Annotated in this window: 21 protein-coding genes, 2 tRNA genes and 1 pseudogene; 9 read left to right on the plus strand and 15 right to left on the minus strand. The window is 61.7% G+C overall.

All coding sequences use genetic code 11. The annotated features are described in order from the left end of the window. Nucleotides 1–99: 99 nt before the first annotated feature. From EOB36_RS15255 to EOB36_RS15265, 3 genes are all read right to left on the minus strand, one after another. The gene (locus EOB36_RS15255; RefSeq protein ID WP_128242130.1) at nt 100–1,017 is read right to left on the minus strand and encodes a carbohydrate ABC transporter permease; all 918 of its coding nucleotides are present in this window, start codon (nt 1,015–1,017) and stop codon (nt 100–102) included. Between the two features lie 9 nt (nt 1,018–1,026). Beyond that, complete coding sequence (locus EOB36_RS15260; protein ID WP_128242129.1) at nt 1,027–2,148, minus strand: sugar ABC transporter permease; 1,122 nt, start codon at nt 2,146–2,148, stop codon at nt 1,027–1,029. Nucleotides 2,149–2,249: 101 nt separating this feature from the next. Beyond that, nucleotides 2,250–3,914 (minus strand): sugar ABC transporter substrate-binding protein, encoded by a 1,665-nt coding sequence (locus EOB36_RS15265; RefSeq protein ID WP_095489663.1) that lies wholly within the window; start codon nt 3,912–3,914, stop codon nt 2,250–2,252. 293 nt (nt 3,915–4,207) lie between these two features. Between EOB36_RS15265 and ugpC the strand changes: the two genes are divergently transcribed. Genes ugpC through rbsK form a run of 3 tightly spaced genes read left to right on the plus strand, consistent with a single transcriptional unit; the run spans nt 4,208 to nt 6,686 of the window. Beyond that, nucleotides 4,208–5,266: a sn-glycerol-3-phosphate ABC transporter ATP-binding protein UgpC gene (gene ugpC, locus EOB36_RS15270; RefSeq protein ID WP_128242128.1), complete on the plus strand. Its 1,059-nt coding sequence runs from the start codon at nt 4,208–4,210 to the stop codon at nt 5,264–5,266. Between the two features lie 36 nt (nt 5,267–5,302). After that, the gene (locus EOB36_RS15275; protein WP_128285167.1) at nt 5,303–5,755 is read left to right on the plus strand and encodes an RbsD/FucU family protein; all 453 of its coding nucleotides are present in this window, start codon (nt 5,303–5,305) and stop codon (nt 5,753–5,755) included. A 4-nt stretch (nt 5,756–5,759) separates the two neighbouring features. Next, a complete protein-coding gene (gene rbsK, locus EOB36_RS15280; RefSeq protein ID WP_128285168.1) occupies nt 5,760–6,686 on the plus strand; it encodes a ribokinase in 927 nt (308 codons plus the stop codon). Nucleotides 6,687–6,980: 294 nt separating this feature from the next. Here the strand turns inward: rbsK and EOB36_RS15285 are convergent, their stop codons facing one another. After that, nucleotides 6,981–7,766 (minus strand): ion transporter, encoded by a 786-nt coding sequence (locus EOB36_RS15285; protein ID WP_095489659.1) that lies wholly within the window; start codon nt 7,764–7,766, stop codon nt 6,981–6,983. A gap of 191 nt (nt 7,767–7,957) precedes the next feature. Beyond that, nucleotides 7,958–8,034, minus strand: a tRNA-Asp gene (locus tag EOB36_RS15290). 216 nt (nt 8,035–8,250) lie between these two features. Here EOB36_RS15290 and EOB36_RS15295 point away from each other — a divergent pair. Further along, nucleotides 8,251–8,326 (plus strand) — tRNA-Val (locus EOB36_RS15295). A 102-nt stretch (nt 8,327–8,428) separates the two neighbouring features. Here the strand turns inward: EOB36_RS15295 and EOB36_RS15300 are convergent. Both EOB36_RS15300 and EOB36_RS35160 read right to left on the minus strand, forming a co-directional pair. Further along, nucleotides 8,429–8,992 (minus strand): pentapeptide repeat-containing protein, encoded by a 564-nt coding sequence (locus EOB36_RS15300; RefSeq protein WP_095489624.1) that lies wholly within the window; start codon nt 8,990–8,992, stop codon nt 8,429–8,431. 362 nt (nt 8,993–9,354) lie between these two features. Further along, complete coding sequence (locus EOB36_RS35160; RefSeq protein ID WP_245467809.1) at nt 9,355–9,741, minus strand: hypothetical protein; 387 nt, start codon at nt 9,739–9,741, stop codon at nt 9,355–9,357. Between EOB36_RS35160 and asnB the strand changes: the two genes are divergently transcribed. Genes asnB through nadE form a run of 4 tightly spaced genes read left to right on the plus strand, consistent with a single transcriptional unit; the run spans nt 9,628 to nt 14,341 of the window. After that, the gene (gene asnB / locus EOB36_RS15305) at nt 9,628–11,505 is read left to right on the plus strand and encodes an asparagine synthase (glutamine-hydrolyzing) (protein ID WP_245467807.1); all 1,878 of its coding nucleotides are present in this window, start codon (nt 9,628–9,630) and stop codon (nt 11,503–11,505) included. The genes EOB36_RS35160 and asnB overlap by 114 nt on opposite strands. Before the next feature lie 16 nt (nt 11,506–11,521). Further along, the gene (locus tag EOB36_RS15310) at nt 11,522–11,782 is read left to right on the plus strand and encodes an acyl carrier protein (protein WP_095489621.1); all 261 of its coding nucleotides are present in this window, start codon (nt 11,522–11,524) and stop codon (nt 11,780–11,782) included. A 22-nt stretch (nt 11,783–11,804) separates the two neighbouring features. Beyond that, the gene (locus EOB36_RS15315; RefSeq protein WP_128285169.1) at nt 11,805–13,352 is read left to right on the plus strand and encodes an AMP-binding protein; all 1,548 of its coding nucleotides are present in this window, start codon (nt 11,805–11,807) and stop codon (nt 13,350–13,352) included. Beyond that, the gene (nadE, locus tag EOB36_RS15320) at nt 13,349–14,341 is read left to right on the plus strand and encodes an NAD(+) synthase (RefSeq protein ID WP_128285170.1); all 993 of its coding nucleotides are present in this window, start codon (nt 13,349–13,351) and stop codon (nt 14,339–14,341) included. Before EOB36_RS15315 ends, nadE begins: the two co-directional genes overlap by 4 nt. A gap of 47 nt (nt 14,342–14,388) precedes the next feature. Here the strand turns inward: nadE and EOB36_RS15325 are convergent, their stop codons facing one another. The 8 genes from EOB36_RS15325 to EOB36_RS15365 form a co-directional block, all read right to left on the minus strand. Further along, nucleotides 14,389–15,504, minus strand: a complete 1,116-nt coding sequence (locus EOB36_RS15325) for a hypothetical protein (RefSeq protein WP_126106849.1) — start codon at nt 15,502–15,504, stop codon at nt 14,389–14,391. Nucleotides 15,505–16,286: 782 nt separating this feature from the next. Continuing rightward, nucleotides 16,287–17,057, minus strand: a complete 771-nt coding sequence (locus EOB36_RS15335) for an SDR family oxidoreductase (protein ID WP_095489617.1) — start codon at nt 17,055–17,057, stop codon at nt 16,287–16,289. Continuing rightward, on the minus strand, nt 17,054–18,049 hold the full coding sequence (locus EOB36_RS15340) for an ABC transporter permease (RefSeq protein ID WP_095489697.1): 996 nt from the start codon (nt 18,047–18,049) through the stop codon (nt 17,054–17,056). The genes EOB36_RS15335 and EOB36_RS15340 overlap by 4 nt, the downstream gene beginning before the upstream one ends. Before the next feature lie 162 nt (nt 18,050–18,211). Beyond that, nucleotides 18,212–19,252: a sugar ABC transporter substrate-binding protein gene (locus EOB36_RS15345; RefSeq protein WP_095489616.1), complete on the minus strand. Its 1,041-nt coding sequence runs from the start codon at nt 19,250–19,252 to the stop codon at nt 18,212–18,214. Between the two features lie 40 nt (nt 19,253–19,292). Continuing rightward, the gene (locus EOB36_RS15350; protein ID WP_126106848.1) at nt 19,293–20,057 is read right to left on the minus strand and encodes an ATP-binding cassette domain-containing protein; all 765 of its coding nucleotides are present in this window, start codon (nt 20,055–20,057) and stop codon (nt 19,293–19,295) included. 38 nt (nt 20,058–20,095) lie between these two features. Beyond that, the gene (locus EOB36_RS15355; RefSeq protein WP_126106847.1) at nt 20,096–21,262 is read right to left on the minus strand and encodes an ROK family transcriptional regulator; all 1,167 of its coding nucleotides are present in this window, start codon (nt 21,260–21,262) and stop codon (nt 20,096–20,098) included. A 341-nt stretch (nt 21,263–21,603) separates the two neighbouring features. Further along, nucleotides 21,604–22,878 (minus strand): M23 family metallopeptidase, encoded by a 1,275-nt coding sequence (locus EOB36_RS15360; protein ID WP_128285171.1) that lies wholly within the window; start codon nt 22,876–22,878, stop codon nt 21,604–21,606. A gap of 159 nt (nt 22,879–23,037) precedes the next feature. After that, on the minus strand, nt 23,038–23,505 hold the full coding sequence (locus EOB36_RS15365) for a peroxiredoxin (protein WP_128285172.1): 468 nt from the start codon (nt 23,503–23,505) through the stop codon (nt 23,038–23,040). A gap of 96 nt (nt 23,506–23,601) precedes the next feature. On the opposite strand from EOB36_RS15365, the pseudogene EOB36_RS15370 reads away from it, so the two are divergent. Then, nucleotides 23,602–25,475 (plus strand): annotated as a pseudogene (locus tag EOB36_RS15370) (DUF3971 domain-containing protein); the annotation flags it as partial.

Raw genomic sequence — 25,475 nt, forward strand, 5'->3', positions numbered from 1 at the left:
CGACATTTGCGCGCCGCATTTCTTCCAACACCCCTCATCCGTCTTGGCGCTACGCGCCAATCCACCTTCTCCCACAAGGGGAGAAGGGAAGACAGGTGTCTATTTCACCGCGCCCGCGGTCATGCCCATGATCAGATAGCGCTCCAGCGCGATGCCGATGACGGCAAGCGGCGTGATCGCGGCGGTGGCCAGCGCCGCCATCGACCACCAGTTGATGCCTTGCGAGCCGGTCTGGCTCGCCACCATCACGGGAATGGTCTTGGCGTCAGTCGAGGTCAGGAGAGCGGCGAAGAAATACTCGTTCCAGCACAGCACCATCGCCAGGATGAAGGCCGCGACCATGCCCGGCAGCGCGATCGGCATGACGATGCGGAAGAAGGCGCCCCAGATCGACAGGCCGTCGACGAGGGCTGCTTCCTCCAGTTCGACCGGGATCGAGTTGAACTGGTCGCGCATGATCCAGATGACGATCGGCAGCACCATCAGCGTGTAGAGCAAGATCAGCCCGATGCGCGTGTCAAGCATGCCGACTTCGCGGTACAGCACGAGAAAGGGCAAAGCGAGCACCACCGGCGGCAGGATCAGCTGCGACAGGAAGAAGAAGGAGATGTCCTCGTTCTTGAACCAGGCGAAGTGGTAGCGGTAGCGGGTGAGGCCGTAGGCGGCGAGGCTGCCGATGACGATGGCGAGGCTCGATGCGCCGACCGAAGTGATGACCGAATTCATGAAGCGCTTGATGAATTCGTCGCGCACCGTCGAGGTCCGGAAGATCGCATCCGGCGACAGGCCGAGCGAGCGCCAGCCCTTCCAGTCCGGCCGGAAGTCGACGAAGGGGATGAGATGGCCCTGGGTGACGTCGACCGCGGTCTTGAACGAGGTGGTTATCGTCCAGTAGATCGGGAACAGGCAGATGAAGGCCCAGAACACCAGCGCGCCATAGATGAAGACTCGGTTGGCGAAAAAGCTCGCCGGCGAGCGGATTTCGGAAGCGGCGTACTCAGTGGTCTGAACGCTCATGTTGCCGCCTCAATTGACGTTGCGCACGAAGCGGTTGGCGAATTTCAACAGCCACGTCACGAACACGATGATGATGATCAGGTAGGCCATCGCCAGCATGGTGCCGTAGCCGACATTCGAGCGGTCGCGATACTCGCGGTAGATGAAGCTCGACACGGAATCGGTCGCGCCGCCCGGGCCGCCCGAGGTGACGGTGATGATGATGTCGGCAAGCTTCAGCTTGAAGATGATGCGCAGGATGATTGCCGTCACCGACACCGGCAGCATCAGCGGGAAGGTGACTTGCCAGAAGGTCTGCCAGGCACTGGCGCCGTCTACCCTGGCCGCCTCCAGCACCTCGCGTGACATCGCCTGAAGGCCGGCCAGCAGCATGATCATCATGAACGGGATGAACGTCCAGGCATCCAGCACCATGATCGAGATGCGGGCGGTGATCGGGTTTGAGAAGAAGGCGGGGTTTTCCCAGCCGAGCTGGCGCGCCAGCGCCGCGGCCGGCCCGAACCGGTATTCCATCAGCGACTTGCCGATCATCCATGACACCGCGACCGGCGACAGCATCAACGGCATGAGGAAGACGACGCGGAAGAATTTGCGTGCCCGGATCTGTGCGTTGAGAAGCAGTGCGAGGCCAAAGGCGATGACATATTCGACCAGCACCGCGAGCACATAGAGCACCATGTTGAACAGCGCGTTGCGGTAATAGGGGTCGGCCAGCATCTGCCAGAAATTGTCGAGCCCGTTGAACTTCCGGCCGGAGAAGGAACTGAGGTTCCAGTCCGTCAGCGCGATGTAGAAGCCGAACAGTGTCGGGAAGATCACCATGGCGATGGTGAACAGCAGCGCCGGCAGCAGGAACAGCGCGCGCTGGCCGTCTTCGCCGCGTGTCAGCACCTGGCCGATGCCGAGCGCAACGCCCCACAGCACATAGGCATAGACGACCGGCCGCCAGGTCTCGAACCCGATGGTGTCGACCTCTGTCTTGTATAGGATTTGAACTGCGATCACCGCCAGAAGGCCGAGCGTCGCAATAGCCATCAAGGCCCGGCCGAGCCGCTTGCGGCCCGGCGATATCAGATCGGATGGAGCGGCGTTTGCCGGCCACGCATTCGTGGGCAAGGTCTGGTCAGCCACGCGTCTCGTCCGTTCACTAAATGCTTTAATGACCGGCTCGCCGGTCTAGGTGCAGTCCGGCGGCTTCGCGTCGCCGGACCACGGTTCACCACAGTCTCAGCCTACATGCCGAGCGAGGCTTTGTAGAGCTTGACCTGATTTTCGCGGCCGATCTGGTCGGTCAGCTTCTCCCAGGCGGCTGCGATGGCGTCGGCGCCTTCCTGCGCCTTCATCTTTCCGGCGAACGTGTTGGCCAGAATGTCCTCGGCGGCGCTGTAGTATTGGAAGATGCCGGGGATGCGCGGCTCGATCGCGGCGTTCGGATGGTTGTAGCTGTCGGCTTCCGACTTGAGATACGAGGTGATGAACGCCTCGTCGTAACCGGCCGCCACCCATTCCGGAATGTCGAAATGCGAGTTGCGGTATGGCTGGAAGCCGGACGGATATGCCGCGCACCAGAGCGACAGGTCCTTGCCGCCGAGATGCGCCGCGGCAGACCAGGCCGCCTTCTTCTTCTTTTCGTCGCTGTCGACGCGGGCCATGACATAGACACCCCAGCCGAGATAGGCGCAGTTCGGCGCATAGTTCGGGCCGCTGGCCAGCTTGTCCCACTGGCCGGTCTTGGAATTGTAGACGTCGTCCGAGCCCGGCAGGATCGAGAAGCCGGTGACATCGCCGACGACCGACGAGTCGTTGGTCTTGACGTTGGAGCCGACGTCGCCCCACCAGGTGACCATCGAACCGGTTCCGGCCAGGAACTGCTGGAAGGCGGTGGTGTTCGGGTCGGCGTTGATCTGGTCGGCGGGTTCCGACGGAAGCGCGTCGATCACATCCTGGATCGCCCGCACCCAGGCCGGATTGTTGATGCGCGGCTTCATCGTGTCGGCGTCGAACAGCCAGGCCTTGTCGTCGGGATGCTTGGCATAAGCGCTGGCGCGGCTGCCGAGGAAGTAGAAGCCGAAACCGCCCCACGCCTTGGGCGCGTCGAGATAGCCAAAGACGTCCTGGCCCTGGAACTGCTTGCCCTTGAGGAATTTGGTCACGGCCTGCACCTGCTGCCAGGTCTTCGGCACGCCCCATTCGCCTTCGCCGCCGCCATCTTTCCACGCCTTGGCGAGGTCGGCATCGGCGAACACGTCGGTGCGGTAGTTGAAGTTATGCGCGTCGCCGTCGACGGTCACGCGATACTGCTTGCCGTCCCAGGTGCCGACCGGAGGCTGCAAATAGGCCACGACGTCCTTCATGTCGATCTGGTCCTTGACCCAGTCCGGCATTTCGGAGGTCAGGCCCTTGCCGCAGACGTCGCCTTCGAACGGCGCGCCCATTTCGATGATGTCGAAATCGACGGTGCCGGTGGCGATCGACTGCTGCAGGCGGGCGTTGTAGTCCGCCTGCGCCAGGTCGATCCAGTTGATCTTGGCGCCGGTATAGGTCTCCCACGGCTTCAGGAAGCCGCGAAACAGCACATTGTGCAGGTTCTGGTTGTTGAGCCCCATGAAGGTGAGCTCGACGCCGGCGAACTCGCCTTCCTTGACGTTGGACTTGGTCGCCTCCAGGCAAAGCTCGCCGACCTGCTGGAAGTCGGCATCTGTCGGCTGGCCCTTGCCGACACCGGGGATTTGCAGGATCTGCGCGCGCAGCTCGCTTGCTGCGGAGGCCGGTCGCGTCAGCGCGCCAAGCCCGGCGCCGGATGCCGCTGCGATCGCGGCCATGCTGGCCGCACCCTTGAGGACATCGCGGCGAGTGGCTCCCGCGCGCATAAATTGGTTGTAAAGGCTGACTTTCATTTTATTCCTCCCAGAATTTCAATGGTGATCGTTCAGATGTTTGGAGCGCTGGACGTGTTCCCCAACAACAGCGACTCATAGAAATAGCGGCCCAAGTTTCCTTCCGCGACGCTCCGATTTCCGTGGTCCGGACTAACGTGCCGGCGCGCCCGGAACAGGGTCATAACCCGAGCCCTTTCACTATTCTCACAACCAAGTGCCGTGTCAACGAGAATGGAGTTTTTTATCTATAAAAGACTGACTTGCCCTAGCCGTTTGCGTTGTTTAGCTTCACCGCAACGAAAGGGGGGCCCATGGCTCAAGTCGCGATCAGCAATGTGGCCAAGGCGTTCGGAACCGTCAAGGTCCTGCACGACGTCAGCGTCGACATCGCCGACGGGCAGTTCGTGGTGCTGGTCGGTCCTTCAGGGTGCGGCAAGTCCACGCTGCTCAGGATGGTGGCGGGGCTGGAAACCGTTTCAGGCGGCACGATCGCCATCGGCGACCGCGTCGTCAACCATCTGCCGCCGGCCAAGCGCGACATCGCCATGGTGTTCCAGAATTACGCGCTCTATCCGCACAAAACGGTCGAGCAGAACATGGCCTTTGCGCTGAAGCTGCGGAAGACCGACCCGGCGGTGGTCGCCGAGCGGGTCAAGCGCGCAGCCGATATTCTCGACCTCAATCCGTACCTCAAGCGCTATCCGCGCCAGCTCTCGGGCGGCCAGCGCCAGCGTGTCGCCATGGGCCGCGCCATCGTGCGGAACCCGCAGGTATTCCTGTTCGACGAGCCGCTGTCTAACCTCGACGCAAAGCTGCGCGTGCAGATGCGCACCGAGATCAAGGAACTGCACCAGCGGCTGAAGACCACCACCATCTATGTCACGCACGACCAGATCGAGGCCATGACCATGGCCGACAAGATCGTCGTGATGCGCGACGGCCGCATCGAGCAGGTCGGCGCGCCGCTGGAACTGTTCGACCGGCCGGCCAATCTGTTCGTCGCCGGCTTCATCGGCTCGCCGTCGATGAACCTGCTCAAGGGTGTGGTGCGCAAAGGCGACAAGCCCGTCGTCGAGATTGCCGGGACGCCGTTCCCGATTGCCGCGAACAGTAAGATGGAGGATGGTCGCAACGTCGTCTACGGCGTGCGGCCCGAGCATCTCGAAATCCAACCCGACGGCGTGCCGGCAAAGATTTCCGTGGTCGAGCCCACCGGTTCTGAAACGCTGGTCTTCCTGCGTTTCGGTGAAGGCGAGATGGTGGCGCTGTTCCGTGAGCGCCACGACTTCAAGCCGGGCGACACGCTGCACCTGAAACCACGGCTCGACCAGGTCCATCTCTTCGACTCAGAGACCGGCCGTCGTCTCTAACTTCACATCAAAAAAAGCCCGTTCGGGAGGAATGCCATGCTCAAAGGGATCAATCCGCTGCTCAATGCCGACGTGCTCCAGGCGCTGCGGGCGATGGGCCATGGCGACGATTTGATCATCGCCGACACCAACTTCCCCTCCGATTCGGTGGCGCGCCAGACCGTGCTTGGCCGATTGCTGCGCATCGACGCGCCGGCGGCGGACGTGGTCAAGGCGGTGCTGTCGCTCTATCCGTTGGACAATTTCGTCGACGATGCGGCCGCCCGCATGGAGATCGTCGGCAAGCCGGACGAAATCCCCACCGTGCAACAGGAAGTGCAAAGGGAGATCGACGCTGCCGAGGGCAAGCCATGGCCGATGATCTCGGTCGAGCGTTACGCCTTCTACCAACGCGCCAAGAAGGCCTATTGCGTCATCCAGACCGGCGAGCGCCGCTTCTATGGCTGTTTTGCGTTCCGCAAGGGCGTTGTTCCGCCGAACGCGGAGTAGGGAGATGCCAGGCAAGCCTGTCGTCATATTGGGCGTCTTCGTCGCCGACACTGCCTACCGCGCCAGCCGCCAGCCGCGCATGGGCGAGACGATCCTTGGCACATCCTTCACGCTTGGCCCGGGCGGCAAGGGGTCGAACCAGGCGGTTGCGGCCGGCCGTCTTGGCGCCGACGTCACCTTCTTGACGCGCCTCGGTGTCGATCCCTTTGCCGATATGGCCAGGCAGACCTGGGCGCAGGCCGGCGTGAGGAGCGCCGTCATCGACACGCCGCAGAGTTATACGGGTGCGGCCTATATCTTCGTCGAGGAGGCGACCGGCAACAACGCCATCATCGTCAGCCCCGGTGCCGCCATGCTGATTTCGCCCGACGACATCGCGGCTAACGCCGGCCTGATCCGCTCGGCCGGCGTCTTCGTCACCCAGCTCGAGCAGCCGATCGAGGCGGCGCTGCGGGCGCTGGAGATCGCGCGCGGGGCAGGGGTGACGACCATCCTCAACCCGGCGCCGGCGGCGAGCCTGCCTGAGCGCATCTATACGCTCTGCGATTATGTCACACCCAACGAGACCGAAGCCGAGGAATTGACCGGCATCAAGGTTTCCTCCGTCGACGATGCCCGCCGCGCCGCCGAAAGCCTGCTCGGCAAGGGCGTCGGTGCGGTGATCATCACGCTTGGCGAAAAAGGCGCGCTGCTGCACACGGCCAGCCGTTCCGACCATGTTCCCGTGGTCAACGCCGGCCCTGTGGTCGAGACCACCGGCGCGGGCGATGCCTTCAACGGCGGCCTGGCCGCAGCACTTGCGAGAGGGGTGGAGCCGCTTCAAGCAGTCCGCTTCGCTTGCGCCGTCGCGGGAATTTCAGTCACCCGGCCCGGCACCGCACCGTCGATGCCGACGTTGCAGGAGGTCGAGGCGTTGCTGGCTAAGGGTTGAGGCCGCGCAGCCTCACCGGCGCTCTCAACTTTGTTCCGTTCCGACCAAGGGTGACATATTAGCCACAGTTAATGTGAATCAGCAAACCTGTCTTGTGCCATTGGCATAGTTGTCCCGTAATGGGTCACTGGGTCTGGCGCCGCAATTGCATGGACAACAATACCGGGGCCAACCTTGCCCCGGCAGTCCGGGGGGTAGTCTGGGGGACCCTGCCGCTTCGCAAATGGAGCGGCAGGCTCTTTCACGGCTGAGTTTGAAAGCCGCCTAAATTGCTGCTGGGTCTGCGGCAGCTAGTTAGCCGCGAACGCCCGACAATTCCCGGACCTCTGCCCGCAGCGCCTGGATCTCCGCGAGGATGGTGGCCTGATCGCTATGCAGCGTTGCCCTGTCGGCCGATTCTACCGCCTCGTGCTCGGCCTCCATCGCCGAAACGATCACGCCGATGAACAGATTGAGCACGGTGAACGAGGTCGCGATGATGAACGGGATGAAGAACAGCCAGGCGGTCGGATAGACCTCCATGACCGGGCGTACCACGCCGTCCGACCAGCCTTCGAGAGTCATGACCTGGAAAAGCGTGAAGAGCGACTCCGGTATGCCGCCGAACAACTCGGGAAAGGACGAGCCGTAGAGCTTCGTCGCCATCACCGCAAAGACGTAGAACACCAGTCCGAGCAACAGCATGATCGAGCCCATGCCGGGCAGGGCGGTGATGAAGCCGGTGACCACACGGCGCAGCGACGGAACGATGCTGATCAGGCGCAGGACCCGCAGGATGCGCAGCGCTCTCAGCACGGAGAGCGAACCGGTCGCGGGGATAAGCGCGAAACCGACGACGAGGAGGTCGAAGATGCGCCACGGATCGCGGAAGAAATGCGTCCTGTAGACGATCACCCGGATTGCGAGCTCGAGCACGAAGACGCTGAGGATTACGCGGTCGATGGCCGTCAGGAGAGGGCCAAAAGCAGCAATCGCGTCGGGCGAGGTCTCGAGGCCGAGCGTGACGGCGTTGATCAGGATCAGGACCATGATCGCGAGGTCGAAGCGGCGCGATTCGATGAGCGATTTCAGGGCGTCCAAGGCTTCTTCTCCGTTAGAGCATCGACCCAAAGTGGGAACCGGGCCCAAAAGTGGGAACCGGATCTGGGAAAATCCAATGCTCAAACGCATATGGCCGGCTTGTGACGCAACGAGTACAAAAAGTTGAAACTCTCAGGAAACTGAAAGTTGAAACTTTTTGTACGAAAGGACTTGAGCCATTCAAAAAAGAATGGCGCGAGTGACGGGGCTCGAACCCGCGACCTCCGGCGTGACAGGCCGGCACTCTAACCAACTGAGCTACACCCGCGCAAGACGAGCACGTGTCAGCCGTGTTCGTCGTTGGGGCGGTGGATAAGGGGTAAGCCGCCGGGTGTCAAGCGGAGCAGGACAGCATAACAGCAAACAGGAGAAGGTTTTTTGACAGGCAGGATTTTGTTGCCGAATCCGATCAGCGGCAAGGGCATTGTGCGCTCATTTGGCCTTGCGAAGCTTGCCCTAACTGCTTAAAGGTCCGGCCCGGAGCGGGCGATTAGCTCAGTTGGTAGAGCGCTTCGTTTACACCGAAGATGTCGGCGGTTCGAGCCCGTCATCGCCCACCATAAAATCAATAACTTCCGCCCAGAAGTCACCTCCGGGTTCATTGAACTCGGAGGCAAATCCAAAACGGCACCCGCTCTCCCTCAAATGCCGGGACTAAACACCTAGCAGCCTCTGTTATCTATGCGGCCGTCCGGCATTGTTGTGTTGCAAAGTTTCGCGTCCACAAGCAGCGCCGCATCTAAGTTTAGCACCAAATGCAAGTTTGCTCCCTCCAGGTTTGCGCCCGCCAGCTGAGCTTGCGCAAGGCGCGCGCCCCTTAGGCTTGCGCCAATCAAGACCGCTCCTGACAGGCTCGCATTTGACAGGTTTGCGCCAGAAAGGCTCGCCTTCGATAGGTTCGCATTCGACAGATTCGCGCCAGACAAGTTCGCGTAATTTAGGCTGGCGCCAGATAGTTCCGCGCCGGAGAGATTCGCACCGCTAAGGTCCGCACCATTCATGTTTGCTTCTTTGAGGTCGGCGCCCGTCAGGTTCGCATTGGTCAGGATCGCGCCCGGCAGATAGCTCCCCGTTATGCTGGCGCCCGATAGGTCGCAGTCTGCGCATGTGGGCTTGGACCTGAGACGCTCGACCGCATCCAAATCGAACGCAGTTGAGTAAGAAGTGCCCAGGCCAACGGCCAGCACAGTGGAAACTATCAGTTGTTTTACTCGCCATCCCAACATGTTTGCGGCTCTATTTGGAAAAATGCGACCCGCGGTTGCAATGCCGTAGATCGCCCAGCGTCTTGGTGTCGTTCCTAATGGCACGCCATCTGTCAACGATGCCTAGAAGCCATGCGGCGCGCCCAGTCGGTCAAGGCGATAGAACACAGGCCATGCGGCCGAATGGTATCACGGGGACCGACTACCAAACACGATCTCAGGGTTGTTGCGGGCTAAACGGGAACAGATCAGGGCCGGATGGCGTCAGGCAGCACTGGGAACCCAAATGACTCTTCCAGGTTCCAGTTGAGCCGGCGGAAATACCCCTCCTTTCCCTGCGGACATCTCCGCCGGTCAATTCGAATATCAACGCGTCCAAGATTTCACCAGAGCGGATCGACTGCGCCGCCCTTGCTCGAACAAAAGTTGCGTTTAGCATTGAAATATACTTCTCTGTATGACGAAACAATAAAATATAAAAAAGTACCTTTGTTTTTAATTGTTGTTAACCATGTGATACCCGAGATTATCCGGTTAACGCTTGAGGAAATTATTGAGGTTATGTCTCGCGCCTTACTGATATATGAGTTGTAGCAATGTGCGGATTCGGGGGCTATTTCGGTTCGATCCGGGATGCGGAAGCTTTGCTTGCGCGCATGACAGCTGCGATCGCCCATCGCGGGCCGGATGAGCAAGGGAAATTTGTAGCACCCGACGCTGGACTCGGGCATGCGCGGCTGTCCGTGATCGGGATCGGTGATGGCCAGCAACCGATGTCCGACGTGTCAGGCAATTTGACGATTGCGTTCAACGGCGAGATTTTCAACTACGTGGAATTGCGCGAAGGGCTGATAGCCAAGGGCCGACGCTTCCGCACGTCGAGCGACACAGAGGTCATCCTGCAGCTGTATGACGAGATGGGCGAGGACTGCCTGCCTCTCCTGAACGGTGATTTCGCCTTCGCGATATGGGATAACAGGCATCGGCGCATGGTGCTTGCACGAGACCGAATGGGTGTTCGGCCGCTGTTCTACACGAGCAAGGACGGAGTGCTTTACTTCGCCTCGGAGATCAAAGCCCTGCTGAAGGTCCCCGGCGTCTCGGCCGAAATCGATCCGCTTGCACTCGATCAGATATTTACGCTTTGGGCGCCGATTGCTCCGCGCACGGCTTTCCACAATATCCACGAGCTGGAGCCGGCAAGCGTGATGATCGCGACACAGGGTCAAGTCACGGTCAAACGCTATTGGCACCTGGACTATCCGCATCGGGACCAGCCGTCGAAAGTCACGAACGAGGACGACGCGGCCGAGGAACTGCAGGCCCTTTTGACCGATGCGGTGAGACTTCGCATGCGGGCCGACGTGCCGGTCGGCTCCTATCTTTCGGGCGGGCTCGATTCATCCCTTGTTTCGGCACTTGCCGCCGGCATGACTCCTCGGAGGCTGCAGACATTTTCCGTAACGTTCGACAGCACCGAGCACGACGAAAGCGCCTTCCAGACCGAGATGGCTTCTGCACTTGGCACCCATCATCGAGCCATCGCCTGCCGTCCCGGCGATATCGCTCGTGTCTTTCCGGAAGTCATCCGCTTTGCCGAGCGGCCGATCATCCGCACGGCCCCGGCGCCTCTCTACCAGCTGTCCAGCCTGGTCCGCCAGGCTGGCCTGAAGGTCGTGCTGACCGGCGAGGGCGCCGACGAGGTCTTCGCAGGCTACGATGTCTTTAAGGAAGCGCGTGTTCGCCGATTCTGCGGACGTCAGCCGGCATCGCGCATAAGGCCACAGCTGTTCCGCAGGCTTTATCCCTATCTGCCGGGTCTGCAACAGCAATCTGTGGAGTACCTGTCCGCATTCTTTGGCACCAGCAACACTGCCCTCAACGATCCGCTATTCTCGCATCGGCCGCGCTTCAAGACCACGGCTGCGGCGAAGATCTTCTTTTCCGGTGACCTGCGTGCGGCCTTGAAGGGCTATGACGCGGCCGAGGACCTAGTCAGCCGGTTGCCGCAAGCATTTTCGCTGTGGCATCCACTGCATCAGGCACAATATCTCGAAACCCGCTTCCTTCTGCCGGGTTATATCCTCTCCAGCCAAGGCGATCGCATGGCCATGGCGCATGGTATCGAAGGACGTTTCCCTTTCCTCGATCCTCGTTTGGTGGAATTCGCGGCAAGACTACCGCCGGAGATGAAGCTGAAGGGATTGTTGGAAAAGCACATACTGCGCAAGGCAGCCAAGCAGCTGCTTCCGACGGCGATCCGGGAGCGCACCAAACAACCTTACCGAGCCCCGGACGCAAGCTCCTTTGTTGGAGCCGGAGAACTGGATTATGTACGCGACTGCTTGAGCGAAGCGAGCATCGCTGCCGGCGGACTGTTCAACTTCAAGGCGGTGGCGAGCCTCCATGAGAAATGCCGCACTCAGCCAGTATCCGGGTTTCGCGACAACGCGGCCTTTGTCGGCATTTTGTCGACGCAGCTGTGGCAGAAGAATTTCACCGGCCAAGAGGTCGGCGCAGCACGAGCAGCTTGAGAGGGAAGGAAGTAAAATGGTTACAATCAAGGACAAGGTCAGAACGTTTATCGTCGACAACTTCTTGTTCGGCGACAAATCATTCCAGCTTGCAGATACGGACTCGCTGATCGAGAACGACATCATCGACTCGACCGCCGTGCTGGAATTGGTGGCATTCATCGAAGACGATTTCGGCATAGCGATGGTCGATTCCGACGTTGTGCCGGCCAATCTGGATTCGATTGAACGCCTCTCGTCCTTCATCAAGGCGAGAGCAGAAGCGCTGGCAGCGTAGGTGCAGTCAGCGAGGAGCGTCCATGCGGATCGAACATCTCCTGGCCGCCAAGGCCGCTGCCCATCCCGCCAAAACGGCATTGATCACCAAGGACAAAAGGCTGCGCTACGAAGAACTGGACGATCTTTCGAGCCGCCTGGCCGCCGCCCTTTTCGCGAACGGCGTCAGGCGCAACGACCGGGTCCTGATCTTCATGGACAATTGCTGGGAGGCCGCGGTTTCGATTTTCGCGGTCCTCAAGGCAGGGGCGACGTTCAGTCCGATCAACGCATCCACCAAGGCCGAAAAGCTTGCCTACATCATCGCTGATTGCGACCCTGCGGCGATCCTCACGCAAGCAAAACTGATGCCCGTTGTCGCGGAGGCGTGCGGATCGAGCGGCAAGACCGGCATCTTCGTGGCTTCCACCGCTGGTGCCGATAACCAATACCCGGCAGGTGCGACATCCCTGGCCGACTGCCTGACGCTCGAAGCCAGTGAGATCGACCACGGCGGCATCGACGTCGATCTGGCCATGCTCATCTACACCTCGGGCTCAACGGGCCGGCCCAAGGGCGTGATGATGTCGCACCGCAATAGCGACGCGGCCGCGGACTCCATCACCAACTATCTGCGCAACGCGCCAGACGACATCATTTTGAATGTTCTTCCGCTCACCTTCGATTATGGCCTCTATCAGTTGCTGATGGCTGTCAGGCTCGGCGCCACGCTCGTGCTCGAAAAGTCCTTCGCTTTTCCTCAAGCGGTCTTTGAACGTATCCGCGAGGAGGGCGTCACCGGTCTTCCGCTCGTGCCCACGATGGCAGCGATGATCCTGCAGATGCGTGACCTGACGCCGGGTTTCCTGCCCAGCCTTCGCTATATTTCGAATACGGCGGCGGCGTTGCCGCAGGCGCACATAGAACGTCTGCGCTTCCTTTTTCCCGGTGTCAGGCTGTATTCGATGTATGGCCTGACGGAGTGCAAGCGCTGCACCTATCTGCCGCCCGAGGAGCTCGATCGCCGGCCGGGATCGGTCGGAATAGCCATTCCGAACACCGAAGCCTTCGTCGTCGACGAGGACGGGCAGCGAGTGCCATCGGGCGTTGCGGGTGAGTTGGTCATTCGCGGGCCGCATGTCATGCAGGGTTACTGGCGCAACGAAGCTGCAACCGAACGGACCCTGCGGCCTGGCCCGAACCCCTGGGAGAAGGTTCTCTACACCGGCGATCTGTTCAGGACCGATGAGGACGGCTTTCTCTATTTCGTCGGGCGCAAGGACGACATCATAAAGACGCGGGGAGAGAAGGTGGCCCCGAAGGAAGTGGAGGCCGTGCTTCACGCTCATCCGGGCATCGCGGAGGCCGTTGTCGTCGGTGTGGCGGATCCGGTGCTCGGGCATGCGATCGGCGCACTTGTCATCCGCTCGGACCCGACGCTCAGCGAAAAGGATGTCATGCGCCACTGCGCACGTCATCTCGAGGATTTCATGGTTCCCAAGCTCGTAGAATTCCGCGCGGAATTGCCAAAGACGGATACGGGCAAGGTCAGCCGCCGGCTTGCTGCAGAGATGATGGAGGCCGCGCAATGAGTGTTCGCCCCAGCGAGGACGCGCAGGCCATTCTGGCGCAGGCTCTGGCTATCGACCCCGGCGCCGAAACGGACAGGATCGTGACCGCTTTGCGCCAGCAGTTGCGCGGTATTCGCAAGCGGGGCCTCACGCTCGGTCTTTCGGGCGGGATCGATTCAAGCGTTTCGGTGGCGTTGGCAGCGCGCGCCGTCGGGCCTCAGAATGTATTGTGCCTGTTCATGCCGGAAAACGATTCCGATCCGGAAAGTCTGCGGCTCGGCCGCCTTGTCGCCGACACGTTCGGTGTCGAGGCTATTGTGGAGGATATCGGACCGACCCTGCGCGCCATGGGCTGCTACCAGCGTCGCGACGCCTTCATCCGCGAATTGGTCCCGGAATACGGCGAAGGCTGGGCCTCGAAGATCGTGATCGCGAACGCGCTCGAGAGCGAGGGCTACAATATTTCCTCGCTGGTGGTGCAGGACCCCAAAGGCAAGCAGACGAAAATAAGAATGCCGCTGCCGGTCTATCTCGGGATCGTCGCTGCCACCAACATGAAACAGCGCACCCGCAAGCAGATCGAATACTATCATGCCGATCGGCTGAACTTCGCCGTTCTTGGAACGCCGAACAGGCTGGAATACGATCAGGGATTCTTCGTCAAGAACGGTGACGGCGCGGCCGACGTCAAGCCGATCGCACATCTCTATAAAACGCAGGTCTATGCGCTGGCGGCCTATCTCGGCGTTCCCGACGAAATCCGCAACCGGCCGCCTACCACCGATACCTACTCGCTGGCGCAGACGCAGGAGGAGTTCTACTTCTCGCTTCCCTATGACCGCATGGATATTTGCCTTTGCGGCCTCAACAAAGGCGTGGCGGCCGAAGTGGTGGGGCAGGCGGCGGGACTAGACGCCTCACAAGTGGAACGCGTCTGGGCAGACATCACCGCCAAGCGAAAAGCCACGCGCTATCTGCACCTGCGCCCGCAACTCGTTGATGAGGTGTAGGAAGTCGGTACCTGACCTGCCTCTCCAACCCGGCCACGGCGAGCGCTTCAGGTGAAGCGGCCGCCGATCAACTGGCTCCACTGCTCGCCCGCAAGCCCGTTCAGGAAAGCTTGTGAGTTCTTCATGGCATCCAAAAGCTCGGGATCGCGTGAATGCACCACGGTCGAGGCAACGGTCAGGAAAGCTATGCGTCGCCCAAGCATTGCTTCCAGAAGTGCAGGTTGAATGCGTCCGCGCAGGCCGCTGATGCCGCGCGCGGTGGCATGATCGATCAGGCAGTCGATGACGGGACCCGCCTGGCCGGGGAGGGCGAGGATCTGCAGCACGCGACCGATTTCACCCGTCCGTGCGTGATAGGCGAATGCGCCGACATTGGTGCCGACTGGCGATGTCACGGAAACGTAGACAAGCTCGCCCAGATCCGTCTTTTGTGCCGCATCGGTCAGGATATGATCGAGTAGGCCTTCCGCCCAAGCCGGGCGCAGGGCGAACTGGGCGGTCAACGGTTCGATCAGCTTGGCAAATGTGTGACTGTCGATTTCGGACATCCGAAAGGCTCCGTGGCCTGCCCCGTCCGCCGCCACACCGGACCAGCGTCGTTCGCTCGACTTCATTCGTCTGCAATAAAATCGGTCGAGGGCGTGGGCAAACGGACTGAGCATTCGGACAAGCTTCATGCGACTGGCGGAAAGGCCGAGCACAAAGGTCGACGGCCGCATTACGCGTACCCAGTCAAGGCTGTATTGCGGCAGGACCACGCCGCGCAGCCGGGTCCACAACTTCGTGGAGATATCATTGGCCGTCTCGCTGAAGGAGATGTCCTGCGGACCATCCAAATAAGCTTTCAACAAGCGAGCGCCGGCCATCGGGTCGCGCTCATGATCCTCGACCATGAGCGAGCTGCAAATGGCGGCTCGTAATTGTCGGCCGTTGAACTGCATCGGCAATACGTGAACGCCGACAAACCCAGAGACGCGGCCGGCGTCGTTGACATGGACAAGCGACCGCAGATCGCCTCCGCAACCCGGCGCCTCCAGATAAAACCGTCTCATATATTCGATGAGCGCGGCCGGCGCTTCGGTCCGTTCTTTGCGCAGCACGCGTTGAAACATGCCCGCGACTGCAGGAAGATCGGCACCCTCAAAGGCGCGAATTACGCTCAAGCGCGGCTCCCGCCATCGGAGTCCCGTCCACCGCGTTTCCGGACCAAAGGAGAGCTGTGGTGTTGCGGCAAGGGCAGTCTCTTTGCTTGAACGGATGAAACCAGCGTTGCTGTACCAACTTCGGGTAAACCGATGTTAAAGTTTTGGTAGCGAACCTCGTGCATTGGCGCGGCCTTGCTTCGTCGGCGTCGCGGAACGTCTGGCGAGGCCTCAGCCCTGAACCCGACAGCCTTGTAGAAGTTCAGCGCGTCAATATTCCGCCGCATGACTTCAAGGCAAAGCCCGGTTGAGCCGCAGGCGGCAAGGCGCTGATCGAGAAAGACCATCGCTCGCCTGCCGATGACTTTTCCGCGCGCCTGCGGCAACAGGTCGATATGGCCTTGCGAGGGATAGACGGCGAGCGCTTGCGGGACAGAAAAATCGGGATGATGGATCCGATGCCGCGCCCAATCGCTACCGCGCCAACGGGAGCTATCGGGTCCAGGGTCGGCCACGCGTGCTTGAAGGTCGGGATACCACTTTGCGGCCAGGCTGGCATTGAAGGAATTTGTGTCGGCTGCGCCAAGGAGATAGCCGCAGGCACCCTCGGGATCATCGATGACGAAGGCCAGATCGGGTTGGAGGACCTGGTAGGAGATGGTGAAGGCCCGAGTAGATCCGGGTCGTCTTCGCGGCCGGTCGCGTCCTTGCCCGCATCACCGGTCTTCAGACAGATCATGGCAAGTGCCGGATGATCGGCTGTTGTTGCCGGCCGCAGGAAAAACCGTCACCGAAATCGAGGATCACGGCGGAAGGAGCCGAAAATCCTTGCCCTCGGGCAGCAATTGGCCGCCATCGACGACGATGGTCGTGCCGGTGATGTAGCTGGCATCGTCCGAGGCGAGGAACAGGAAGGCATTGGCCACGTCGCGCGGGCTGCCGAGCCGGCCGAGTGGAATGGAATCCTGCATGTTCTTGATATAGGCCGCGCCGCGGTGCATCTGGATTGCTTCGGTGAGGATGTTGCCGGGCTCAACGCCGTTGACAGTGACGCCGTAGCCGGAGAATTCCAGCGCCGCCGAACGGATGAAGCCGTTGATGCCGGCCTTGCTGGCGGCGTAGTGGCCGTGACCGGGGCTGGTGACGTGCGGGCCGGTAATCGACGAGGTGTAGAGCATGCGCCCGAAGCGCTGCGCCTTCATCGGCGCCAGCGCGGCAAGAGTGGCATTGAAGGTGCCGCGCAGATTGACGGCCATGACCCGGTCCCAGTCGTCCGGACTGGTGTTCTCGATGAGCTGCCAGGGGTAGATTCCGGCATTCTGGACCAGGATGTCGAGACGGCCGTGACGGTCGAGGGCCAGCGCCACGGCGGCCTCTGCATCGGCTATCTGCGAGATGTCGGTACAAATGAAGGCGGCGCCGAGTTCGTCCGCGGTCGCTTGCCCGGCCTCAACCTCGGTATCGGCCAGGACCAGCTTTGCGCCCTCTTCGGCAAAGCGTTGTGCGATGCCCTTGCCGATGCCGCGCGCACTGCCGACGATCAGCGCGACCCTGTTTTCGAGACGGCCAGTCATGCCAGCCTCTGGCGAATGGTTTGCTTGAATGCGTCGAGCAGCACGGCGGCGAGCACGAGCATGCCGTGGATCACTTGGGTGAAGTTGGCCGGCAGGCCCATGAGGTTGATCGCCGTGTTGATGGCCGACAGCAAAAGCACACCGGCATAGACGCCGGGCAAAGTGCCGACGCCACCCTTCAGACTGACACCGCCGATGACGACGGCGGCGAAGGCGTTGAACAGCAGGCCGACGCCCAGATTGGCGGTGGCGCCGGAGGTGCGGATCGCCAGCAGCCAGCCGGCAAGGCCGGCTATGGCGCCAGCGAGAACAAAGGCAATGACGAGGTTGCGGTTCACGCGGATGCCGGCGCGGAAGGTTGCGGTCTCGTTGCCACCGATCATGACGAGATGCCTGCCGAACGGTGTCTTGGCCATAATCAGCGAGAAGACCACGAAACACGAAATGGCGATCCAAGCGGTGAGGGGGAGGCCAAGGAGCCGCTGAATGCCGAACCAGCGGATCGCCGGCGCAAGGTCCTGCGCAGAGCGGCCGCCGGAAATAACCAGCACAAGGCCGCGCACCCAGATGTAGGACGCGAGCGTGATGATGAAAGCACTCATCTTCACTTTCACGACCAAATAGCCGTTGATGACGCCGATGATGCCGCCGACAATCAGGGCAAGCAGCAGCGAAACCGGAACCATCAGCCATTCCGGGTGCAATTGAACGCCAAGGCCGATACCCGCCGAGCAGAACAGGATGCCGACCGCCATAGCGCCGAGCGCCGCCACGGACTCGACCGACAGGTCCATGTGTCCAGTGATGATGACCAGCGCCAGGCCGATCGACATGACACCAAGCACGCTCGACGCCTCTATGATGTTGGCGAAGATGCCGAGCTGGAAATAGTTTGGAATGAAAATGGAGAAGACCACCAGCACGAAGACCAGCATGAACCAGACGAGGTTGTCGAGGGCGAACTCGAGGGCGTGGCGCGTGCGGGGATTCATGTGCTGATCCGGCTGGCGCATGACCCCGAAAACCGATTCGATTTTTCCGGGATCGTGCGCGGATTGAAAATTGCTGCAGCGTCCCTGCGCGTTCGTTCTGACGTGCCGGGCTGTAGCGGTTAGGCTCCGGGCCAGCTTGGCCCGAAGCCCCAGGGGACCTTGCTATTCGATCGGCTTCACCGTGTCCGAGGGCGGTTTCATATTGCCCCAGAAGGCCGGGTTATCGACATTTTCCTTGGTGATCGCAGCGCCGGGGATCTTGATGTTCGGCCCCCAGGCTTCTTTGGTCACGGTCGACTTCAGGCCGAGCACTTCGTACTCTCCCGGCTTGATCTCCTGTTTGTTGACGACCTTGTCCATGAACATGGCGACGGCGGCGGCCTGAGCGTAGAGCGGCTGCTCGACTTCGACATTGAGCCAGCCCTTGCGGATCAGGTCGAGGCCGACCGGCGCACCGTTCGAGCTCATCAGCATAACGTCGCCCGGTTTCTTGCCGGCGGCCTCGAGCGAGGCGACGGCAGCGACCGAGAGATGCGCGGCGTGGCTGAAGATCAGGTCGATATCCGGGTTGGCGAGCATCTGGTCGGCAACGATGGTGCCGGCGTTGCTGGCTTCCCATTGCATGGCCGGAACCGAGATGATCTTGACGTCCGGAAATGCCTTCATCTTCTCCTCGAAACCCTTCTGGATATCGAGCGTGTAGGGATCGCCAGGATCGCCGAGCACCTGGAGGATTTTCCCCTTCACCGAGCCGTTCTTCGCCTTCAAGAGCTTCTCGGCCTGGTCGGCGGCGACGTAGCCGATCTCGACCGTTCCCGCCACCGACGTGAAGTCGGACGGTGTCGAGGTGATCTGGCGGTCGAATTCGACCACCGGGATGCCGGCGGCTCGGGCGGCCTCGATGGACGGCTTCAACGCATTGAAATCGACGGCGGCGAGAATGATCGCCGACGGCTTGAGCGCGATGACGTCGTTCATCTGCGATTGCTGAGCGTCGGTCTTGTTATCGGCGTTCAGCGTTTTCATCTCGTAGCCGACCTGCTTCAGGAACAATTCCAGAGCGCTCACCGAGCCGGTCTGAAACTCGTCGAGTAGCGTCGGCACCATATAGTAGACGGTGCCCTTGGACTGGGCGAATGCCGGCGTGAGCGTGGCAAAGGCCAGTGCCAGGATACCGAAGACAGCAAGAAGTATTTTCTTCATGTCGTTCGCTCCTTTTGCGCCGGACCCCTCATTTTGTCCCTCAGCCAGCCGGTCCGGCACCGGCAAGCGTCTCTCCGGTGATCATGTTGATCACCGCGTCGGGACTTGTTTTGTTGCGCGCGACATCGCCCGCCACGACACCTTGCCGGATCACAACGATCCGGTCGGCGACCTGAAAGGCCTGCTGCATGATATGAGTAATGATGACGACGCCGATACCCTGGCTCGCCACCTGGCGGATCATGTCGAGACCGCGCCGCGTCTGCTCGACACCGAGTGCTGCGAACGGCTCGTCGAGAAGCACGAGCTTGCCGCCAAAATGCACGAATCGGTTGAGCTCGATAGCCTGTCGCTGACCGCCCGAGAGATGCTCGACATTGGTCCTGAGCGAGGGGATGCGCGTGCCGGCGCTGGCCAGCGCCTTCTTGACCACTTGCTCCATGGCGGGTTCGTCGAGCACGGGAACGCCAAGAAATTTCCTGGTGATCTCGCGGCCCATGAAGAAATTGGCGACCACGTCGACATTGGTGCAAAGCGAGAGGTCCTGGTAGACGGTCTCGATCCCCGCGGCCTTGGCCTCGGCGGGAGATTTGGCGAGGAATTCCTTTCCCTCGAACAGCATGCGGCCGGAGGTCGGCTCCAGCCCGCCGGCGATGATCTTGACCAGTGTCGATTTGCCGGCGCCGTTGTCGCCCAGAAGCGCCACCACCTCGCCCTTGCCGATCGAGAAGCTGATGCCCTTGAGCGCTTCGATGGCGCCATAGTTCTTGGTGACGTTGTCGAGCACCAGCAGGGGTTCGCTCATGCCAGGCTGAGTTCCGATCATGCCAGGCTGAGCTCCGCTCATGCCGCGATCCCCTTGCTTTGCAGGATGTCTCGCCCGCGTTCGCGCTCGGCGGTGAATATCTGGCCGAAGCGCGGCGAAAGCACTCCTGAAACTGCAAGTGCTGCGGCCCCGCGCAACACCGCATGCTGGCCGCCGCGTGCGACGGTGACACGGGGCGTCGTGCGGTCTCCTCGCGCCGAGACCGAGTTGGGAAGGTTCGCAACCGAACCGGCCAGCCGTTCAAGCAAATCGGTGGACGCCAGTCCGCCGAGGATGATGGTTTCGGGATCGAACAGGTTCTCGATGATGGTGATGGCGTTGCGGAAGATCGGCCCGACTTCATGAACCCAATCGGCGTCGCTGATGTTCCGGCGCCGCAGCGCCTCGAGCGAGAGGTATCGTTCGAGGCAGCCGCGATTGCCGCAGGGGCACGGCTCGCCAACCGGCACGACAGGGATGTGTCCGATTTCGCCGGCATTTCCCCAGGCGCCGCGCAAGGCGCTTCCGTCATGCACCATGACGCCGCCAAGACCGACACCGAAATAGAGATAGTAGTATTCGGAATATCCCGCTCCGAGGCCGTACAGGCGCTCGCCCATTGCCGCGGCCGCCATGTCGGTCTCGAAAAACGCGGGCAGGCCGGTCGAGGCCTCCAGCCGTTCCCGAAGCGCCACGTCCTTCCAGCCGGTCATCGTCGTCGGGCCGATAAAGCTCATCGATTCGACGCCGAAAGGGCCGGGCAGCGCCATGCCGATGCCGAGAACGCGACCGCCAGGCCGCAATCCGGTCAATTCAAGCACCATCGCGCCGATCAGATCGAAGGCATGGTCGGGCGTTGCGCTGGGAGCCTCGCGGTAGGTGCTCTCGATCACGTCACCGCTCAAATTGATCAGCGCCGCATTGATGCCGAGGGGCGTGACGTGGATGCCGACGGCGTAGCCGCCCTCCGGGTTGATCCGCAGGGTCGCCGGAGGCAGCCCGCGCCCCCGCGGCTCTTCGCGCATGGACAGAACGTAGCCATGTTCTTCCAACTCGCGAACGATGGTCGACACCGTTTGCACGGTGAGCCCGACCCGCCGAGCAATGTCGCCGCGGGCGATCGGGCCGTGGAGGCGGATGGATTCGAGGACGATGCGCCTGTTGTAAGGCCGCCCGAATTCCTGATTGGTCCCCCGCAGTGCCATGTCTTGCGCCCTTAGGAAACATAAGGTTCGCACCGAATATTTATTCAGTCAAATGGAATTCAAAAATAATTTTGCGCGCGATCCCGGTTATGTAGCGTTCCTTAGTGCCCCCCTCTGTCCTGCCGGACATCCTCCCCACAAGGAGGGAGATTGGCAGCTTCGGCGCGGTGCTCATTCATGAACCGTTGGAGACTGGCGGAAGCCGGGACGACCGCCGATCTCCCCCCATGTGGGGGAGATGCCAATTTTTGACAAAGAGGGCAGGACAGAGGGGGTGCTGTCCCGCCAGCCCCAAAAAGCAGGTACAACCTATAGGCTGCAACTAATGCCAGGGAATTAGATCAGAGATACTGCGCGACCTTCTTGCCGACCCTCAGAAAGCGCAGCGGGTCGATGGCTTCGCCATTGTGGCGGATCTCGTAGTGCAGATGCGGGCCGGTCGAGCGGCCGCTGCTGCCGGTCTTGCCGATGACGTCGCCGGCGTTGAGCCTCTCGCCGACGGTCACGCTGATTTTGCTGAGATGCCCATAGCGCGTCGCAAAGCCATTGCCATGGTCGACCTCGACCATGCGGCCATAGCCGCCGTTCCAGCCGGCCTTGACGACGACACCGGGCGCCGTGACCTTGGCGGGCATTCCGGTCGGCGCCCTGAAATCCATCCCCGAATGCAGCGCGGCGGTGCCGAGGAGCGGGTCGGTGCGCACGCCGAACGGGCTGGTGACCGAACGGCCGGGGGCAGGATTGGCGAGCGGCAGCCGTCGCGCCTCCGTCTTCAGGCGGTCGAGCGCGTCCAGCGCCTCGTCAAGTTCTTTGACCTTGCTGTCGAACATCATCGAACTGTCGAGCGGTATCAGCGGACCGCCGGCATCGCTCTTGCCGAAATCGCTGTCGACCGGCAGGCCAGCCGCCTCGAGCGCCTGTGAAATCGCATCGGCGTTTCTGTAGGCGTTGTCGGCAAGCGCGGTGATGCGGGTGAGCTGCTGGCTCTCTATGGCCTTGAGCGACTCGTTGATCGACACGAACAGTCTGTCGGCACGATCGGCCGCCGTGTCGCTCGGCAGCGGATCGGAGCGGGTCGACCATAAGGAGAACGGCCTGGTGTCGCCACCGCCAAGACTGGCGCCGACGCTGGCAACCGAATAGGCCTGCGGCTGGGCGTCGGTGCCGCCGGCGCGTTTGTCCGGCTTTGCGGACGCAGGTGGCGCTCCGACGTCGCTCTCGGTGCGTTCGAGGATCGGGCCGAGGCGGCCATGGCGCAGGCTGAGCTGGGTCTGTCGCTCCAGCAGTTCGCCAACCTTGGTTTCCATGAGCTGCTGGTCGAGAAGCTGGCGGCTGGTGATCCGGTCGACCTGGGCGCGTAGCGCGGAGATGCGGTCCTCATAGGCCTGCTGCATGCGCGCCTGCCGCGCCGTGGTCGCGCCGATCAGGTCGTCGCGCAGCACGAGGTAGGAGGTCGCCAGCAGATAGCCTATGGCCATCGCTGCCAGCGCGGAGCCGCAAAATGCGGCAACCCATGGCCGTATGGTAAAATGCCTTATCTCGTTGCCCCGGGCGATAATGACCGTGTGGGGCTCCTTGCGCCTGCCAAAGACCGTTGACTGACTGGCTACGTTCACGGGACCAAGCTTTCGTTACGACACCAAACGACAAGCCTGATTACACATCATTAAGGTTAACGGTCGGTTGCTTGCGCGCAACGCCTTACACCCATGTGTTGTGCCCGAATTAGCGTGAGGCGCAGATTTTGCGCGTCTCACGCCTCACGTTGGCTGCCGTCAAAGCGCCCGCACCGCCTCCAGCACCGCCTCGGCGTGGCCCTTGACGCGAACGTTCCGCCAGATCCTGGCAATTCGTCCGTCGCTGCCGATCAGGAACGTTGCACGCTCGACGCCCATATAGCGGCGGCCATAAAGCTTCTTCTCGACCCACAGACGATAGGCTTCGATCACCTTGCGCTCCTCGTCGGCGACAAGATCGACGGTGAGGCCGTATTTCGATTTGAATTTGTCGTGTTTTCCGACGCTGTCCGGCGACAGGCCGATCACGACGGCACCGAGCTTTTCGAATTCCGGCTTCAACTGCGAAAAGCCGATCGCCTCATTGGTGCAGCCTGTGGTGTCGTCCTGCGGATAGAAGTAAAGTACGACCGGCTTTCCCAGCAATGCCGCGAGGTTGAGTGATCCGCCGCCGTCTCGGGGAAGTTCGAATTGCGGCGCAAGCTCGCCGACGTCGAGATCAGCCATATCGATGCCCTTGTTTGTGGTTACGCGCCAAGCCGCATCGATATAATGTCAAACCGGGATTCGTCCACCGGTCGAGTTCGTTCAACGGAAAATTGCGTGGATCAGGAGCAGCCGCAGCACGAGAAGATCAGATTCAGGCGTGATGAGATCACCGACCTGGGGGCCTTCCCGTCCGCGTGCCGCGTGCCGCCGCTCGGCCAAGCGTCGATCGGCCGCGGCGTTCGTGTTCTTGCACGGCTGTTTGCCGGCCTTGTGGCCCTCGTGCTGCTGGCCGCTGTCGCTGTGTATGCGATCGGCATTTCCGGTTTCGGCACCGAGCGGCTGCGGACCGAGGCGGAAATAGCCATCGAGAAATTGGCCGGCGTCGACGTCGATGTTGCGGTCGGACCGGCCCGTCTCACGCTCGACGGATCGAGCTTCATCGCGCTGCAGGTCAGCGACGTCAGCCTCAAGACCGCCGACGGCAAGCCGATGGCCGATGCCGGACGGGTCCGCTTCGGCATAAGGCTGATACCGCTGCTTTCCGGCGAGGTGCGGCTCACCAGCGCCAGGATTTCCGACGCGCGCATCATGATGGCGGCGATCCCGACTGCTGGCGACTGGACGGCGGCGCTGCGCAATGACGACGGCCTCATCGATCCGGAAAGACTATCCGATGCGGTCTTTGCCAACCTCAACCGCGCGCTCGACACGGTGCAGGTTGATTCGATGCGCCAGATCGACCTCAGCAATGTCGACCTCGTTCTGCCTGAGGCCGGCGCGGTCAAACTGGTCCGGATCACCGACGCCACCGTTGCGCAGTCGGGGCCGGGCGGCATGGAGTTTTCATCCTACGCGGATGTCGACGGCAGGGCACTCACCGTCGCTGCCACAGCCACCCGCGATACGACGACGCGGCTCGTGACGGCATTGGATGCGAGCGTCGAGATGGCGGAGGCCGGCAAGGCCGCGGCAGCGCCAGGCGGGAAGCTGGGCGCGATTGCCTTGAAGTTGGCGGGATCGGAAGGATCCGGCGAGAACGCGTCGCGGCTGACGGCCTCGTTGTCGCTCGCCGGCTCCGTGCTCGATCTCGGCCCGCGTGCGGGGATGCTTCCAGCCGATGTCGATCTCGATGCGACGCTTGTCGCCGGCGCCAACAAGATACAGGTGGACAGGCTGCAGGTGAGGACCGGTCGCTCGACGTTCGATTTCGCCGGTTCGATCGGGCCGAAGCCGGCGACTGGAACAACGGGCGAGGAGCCGTCCTATCGCTACGACCTGACCAGCGACCGTTCGACGCTGGCGCCTTTGGAATCATCTGAACCTGCGCTGGATTTCATCGCCCGCGTCGCCGGCGTCTACCAGACCAGGAGCCATAAGCTCGTGGCCGAGCAGATCGGGATCAGGTCCGGGGGAGCCAGCGAGGCGCTGGGCACGGCGTCGGTCGAGTTCGTTGAGGCAAAGGTGCCGGGCATATCCGTTGCCTTCAACGTCCACGACATGCCGGTCTCGCATGTCAAGCAGTTGTGGCCCTGGTTTTCCGCGCGAAACGCCCGCCTTTGGGTGCTGAAGAACCTGTTCGGCGGCCGCGTCGTTGACGCCAGCCTGCAGTTCCAGGTTGTGCCGGGGCGCCTGGGCAACGGGATTCCGCTATCTTCCGATGAAGTGTTCGGCCGTTTCCAGATCGAAGGAGCGCGCTTCGATACGGCCGGTCACATTCCGCCTATACGCGATGCCGTCGGCGTTGTTGAATTCCACGGCAACGACGTCGACGTCAGGCTCTCCTCGGGCAACGTCTATATGGTCAGCGGCCGCACGGTGGCGGCGAGCAACGGCACGATGACGGTCAAGGCGGCAAACCGCCCGCCGGTGATCGGCGCGCTCGACATCGACGTCGCCGGCGAGGCGTCTGCAATCGCCGAACTCGCCTCCTATGAGCCGATCAACGCCATGCGCCATGTCGGCCTGCTGCCGGACGACCTGTCCGGCAC

It is taken from the genome of Mesorhizobium sp. M6A.T.Cr.TU.017.01.1.1 (genome assembly GCF_004023115.1).
In the GTDB taxonomy this organism is placed as follows: Bacteria; Pseudomonadota; Alphaproteobacteria; order Rhizobiales; family Rhizobiaceae; genus Mesorhizobium; species Mesorhizobium mediterraneum.

Bases quoted from the DNA above. Each gene is read 5' to 3' on its own strand.
- EOB36_RS15340 (WP_095489697.1), bottom strand. From the start codon at position 18,049: ATGAATCCCCGCACGCGCCACGCCCTCGAGTTCGCCCTCGACAACCTC.
- EOB36_RS15365 (WP_128285172.1), bottom strand. From the start codon at position 23,505: ATGGCTGATCTCGACGTCGGCGAGCTTGCGCCGCAATTCGAACTTCCC.
- EOB36_RS15335 (WP_095489617.1), bottom strand. From the start codon at position 17,057: ATGACTGGCCGTCTCGAAAACAGGGTCGCGCTGATCGTCGGCAGTGCG.
- EOB36_RS15275 (WP_128285167.1), top strand. From the start codon at position 5,303: ATGCTCAAAGGGATCAATCCGCTGCTCAATGCCGACGTGCTCCAGGCG.
- EOB36_RS15315 (WP_128285169.1), top strand. From the start codon at position 11,805: ATGCGGATCGAACATCTCCTGGCCGCCAAGGCCGCTGCCCATCCCGCC.
- asnB (WP_245467807.1), top strand. From the start codon at position 9,628: ATGACAGCTGCGATCGCCCATCGCGGGCCGGATGAGCAAGGGAAATTT.
- EOB36_RS15255 (WP_128242130.1), bottom strand. From the start codon at position 1,017: ATGAGCGTTCAGACCACTGAGTACGCCGCTTCCGAAATCCGCTCGCCG.
- nadE (WP_128285170.1), top strand. From the start codon at position 13,349: ATGAGTGTTCGCCCCAGCGAGGACGCGCAGGCCATTCTGGCGCAGGCT.
- EOB36_RS15265 (WP_095489663.1), bottom strand. From the start codon at position 3,914: ATGAAAGTCAGCCTTTACAACCAATTTATGCGCGCGGGAGCCACTCGC.
- EOB36_RS15300 (WP_095489624.1), bottom strand. From the start codon at position 8,992: ATGTTGGGATGGCGAGTAAAACAACTGATAGTTTCCACTGTGCTGGCC.
- rbsK (WP_128285168.1), top strand. From the start codon at position 5,760: ATGCCAGGCAAGCCTGTCGTCATATTGGGCGTCTTCGTCGCCGACACT.
- EOB36_RS15355 (WP_126106847.1), bottom strand. From the start codon at position 21,262: ATGGCACTGCGGGGGACCAATCAGGAATTCGGGCGGCCTTACAACAGG.
- EOB36_RS15310 (WP_095489621.1), top strand. From the start codon at position 11,522: ATGGTTACAATCAAGGACAAGGTCAGAACGTTTATCGTCGACAACTTC.
- ugpC (WP_128242128.1), top strand. From the start codon at position 4,208: ATGGCTCAAGTCGCGATCAGCAATGTGGCCAAGGCGTTCGGAACCGTC.
- EOB36_RS15350 (WP_126106848.1), bottom strand. From the start codon at position 20,057: ATGAGCGAACCCCTGCTGGTGCTCGACAACGTCACCAAGAACTATGGC.
- EOB36_RS15345 (WP_095489616.1), bottom strand. From the start codon at position 19,252: ATGAAGAAAATACTTCTTGCTGTCTTCGGTATCCTGGCACTGGCCTTT.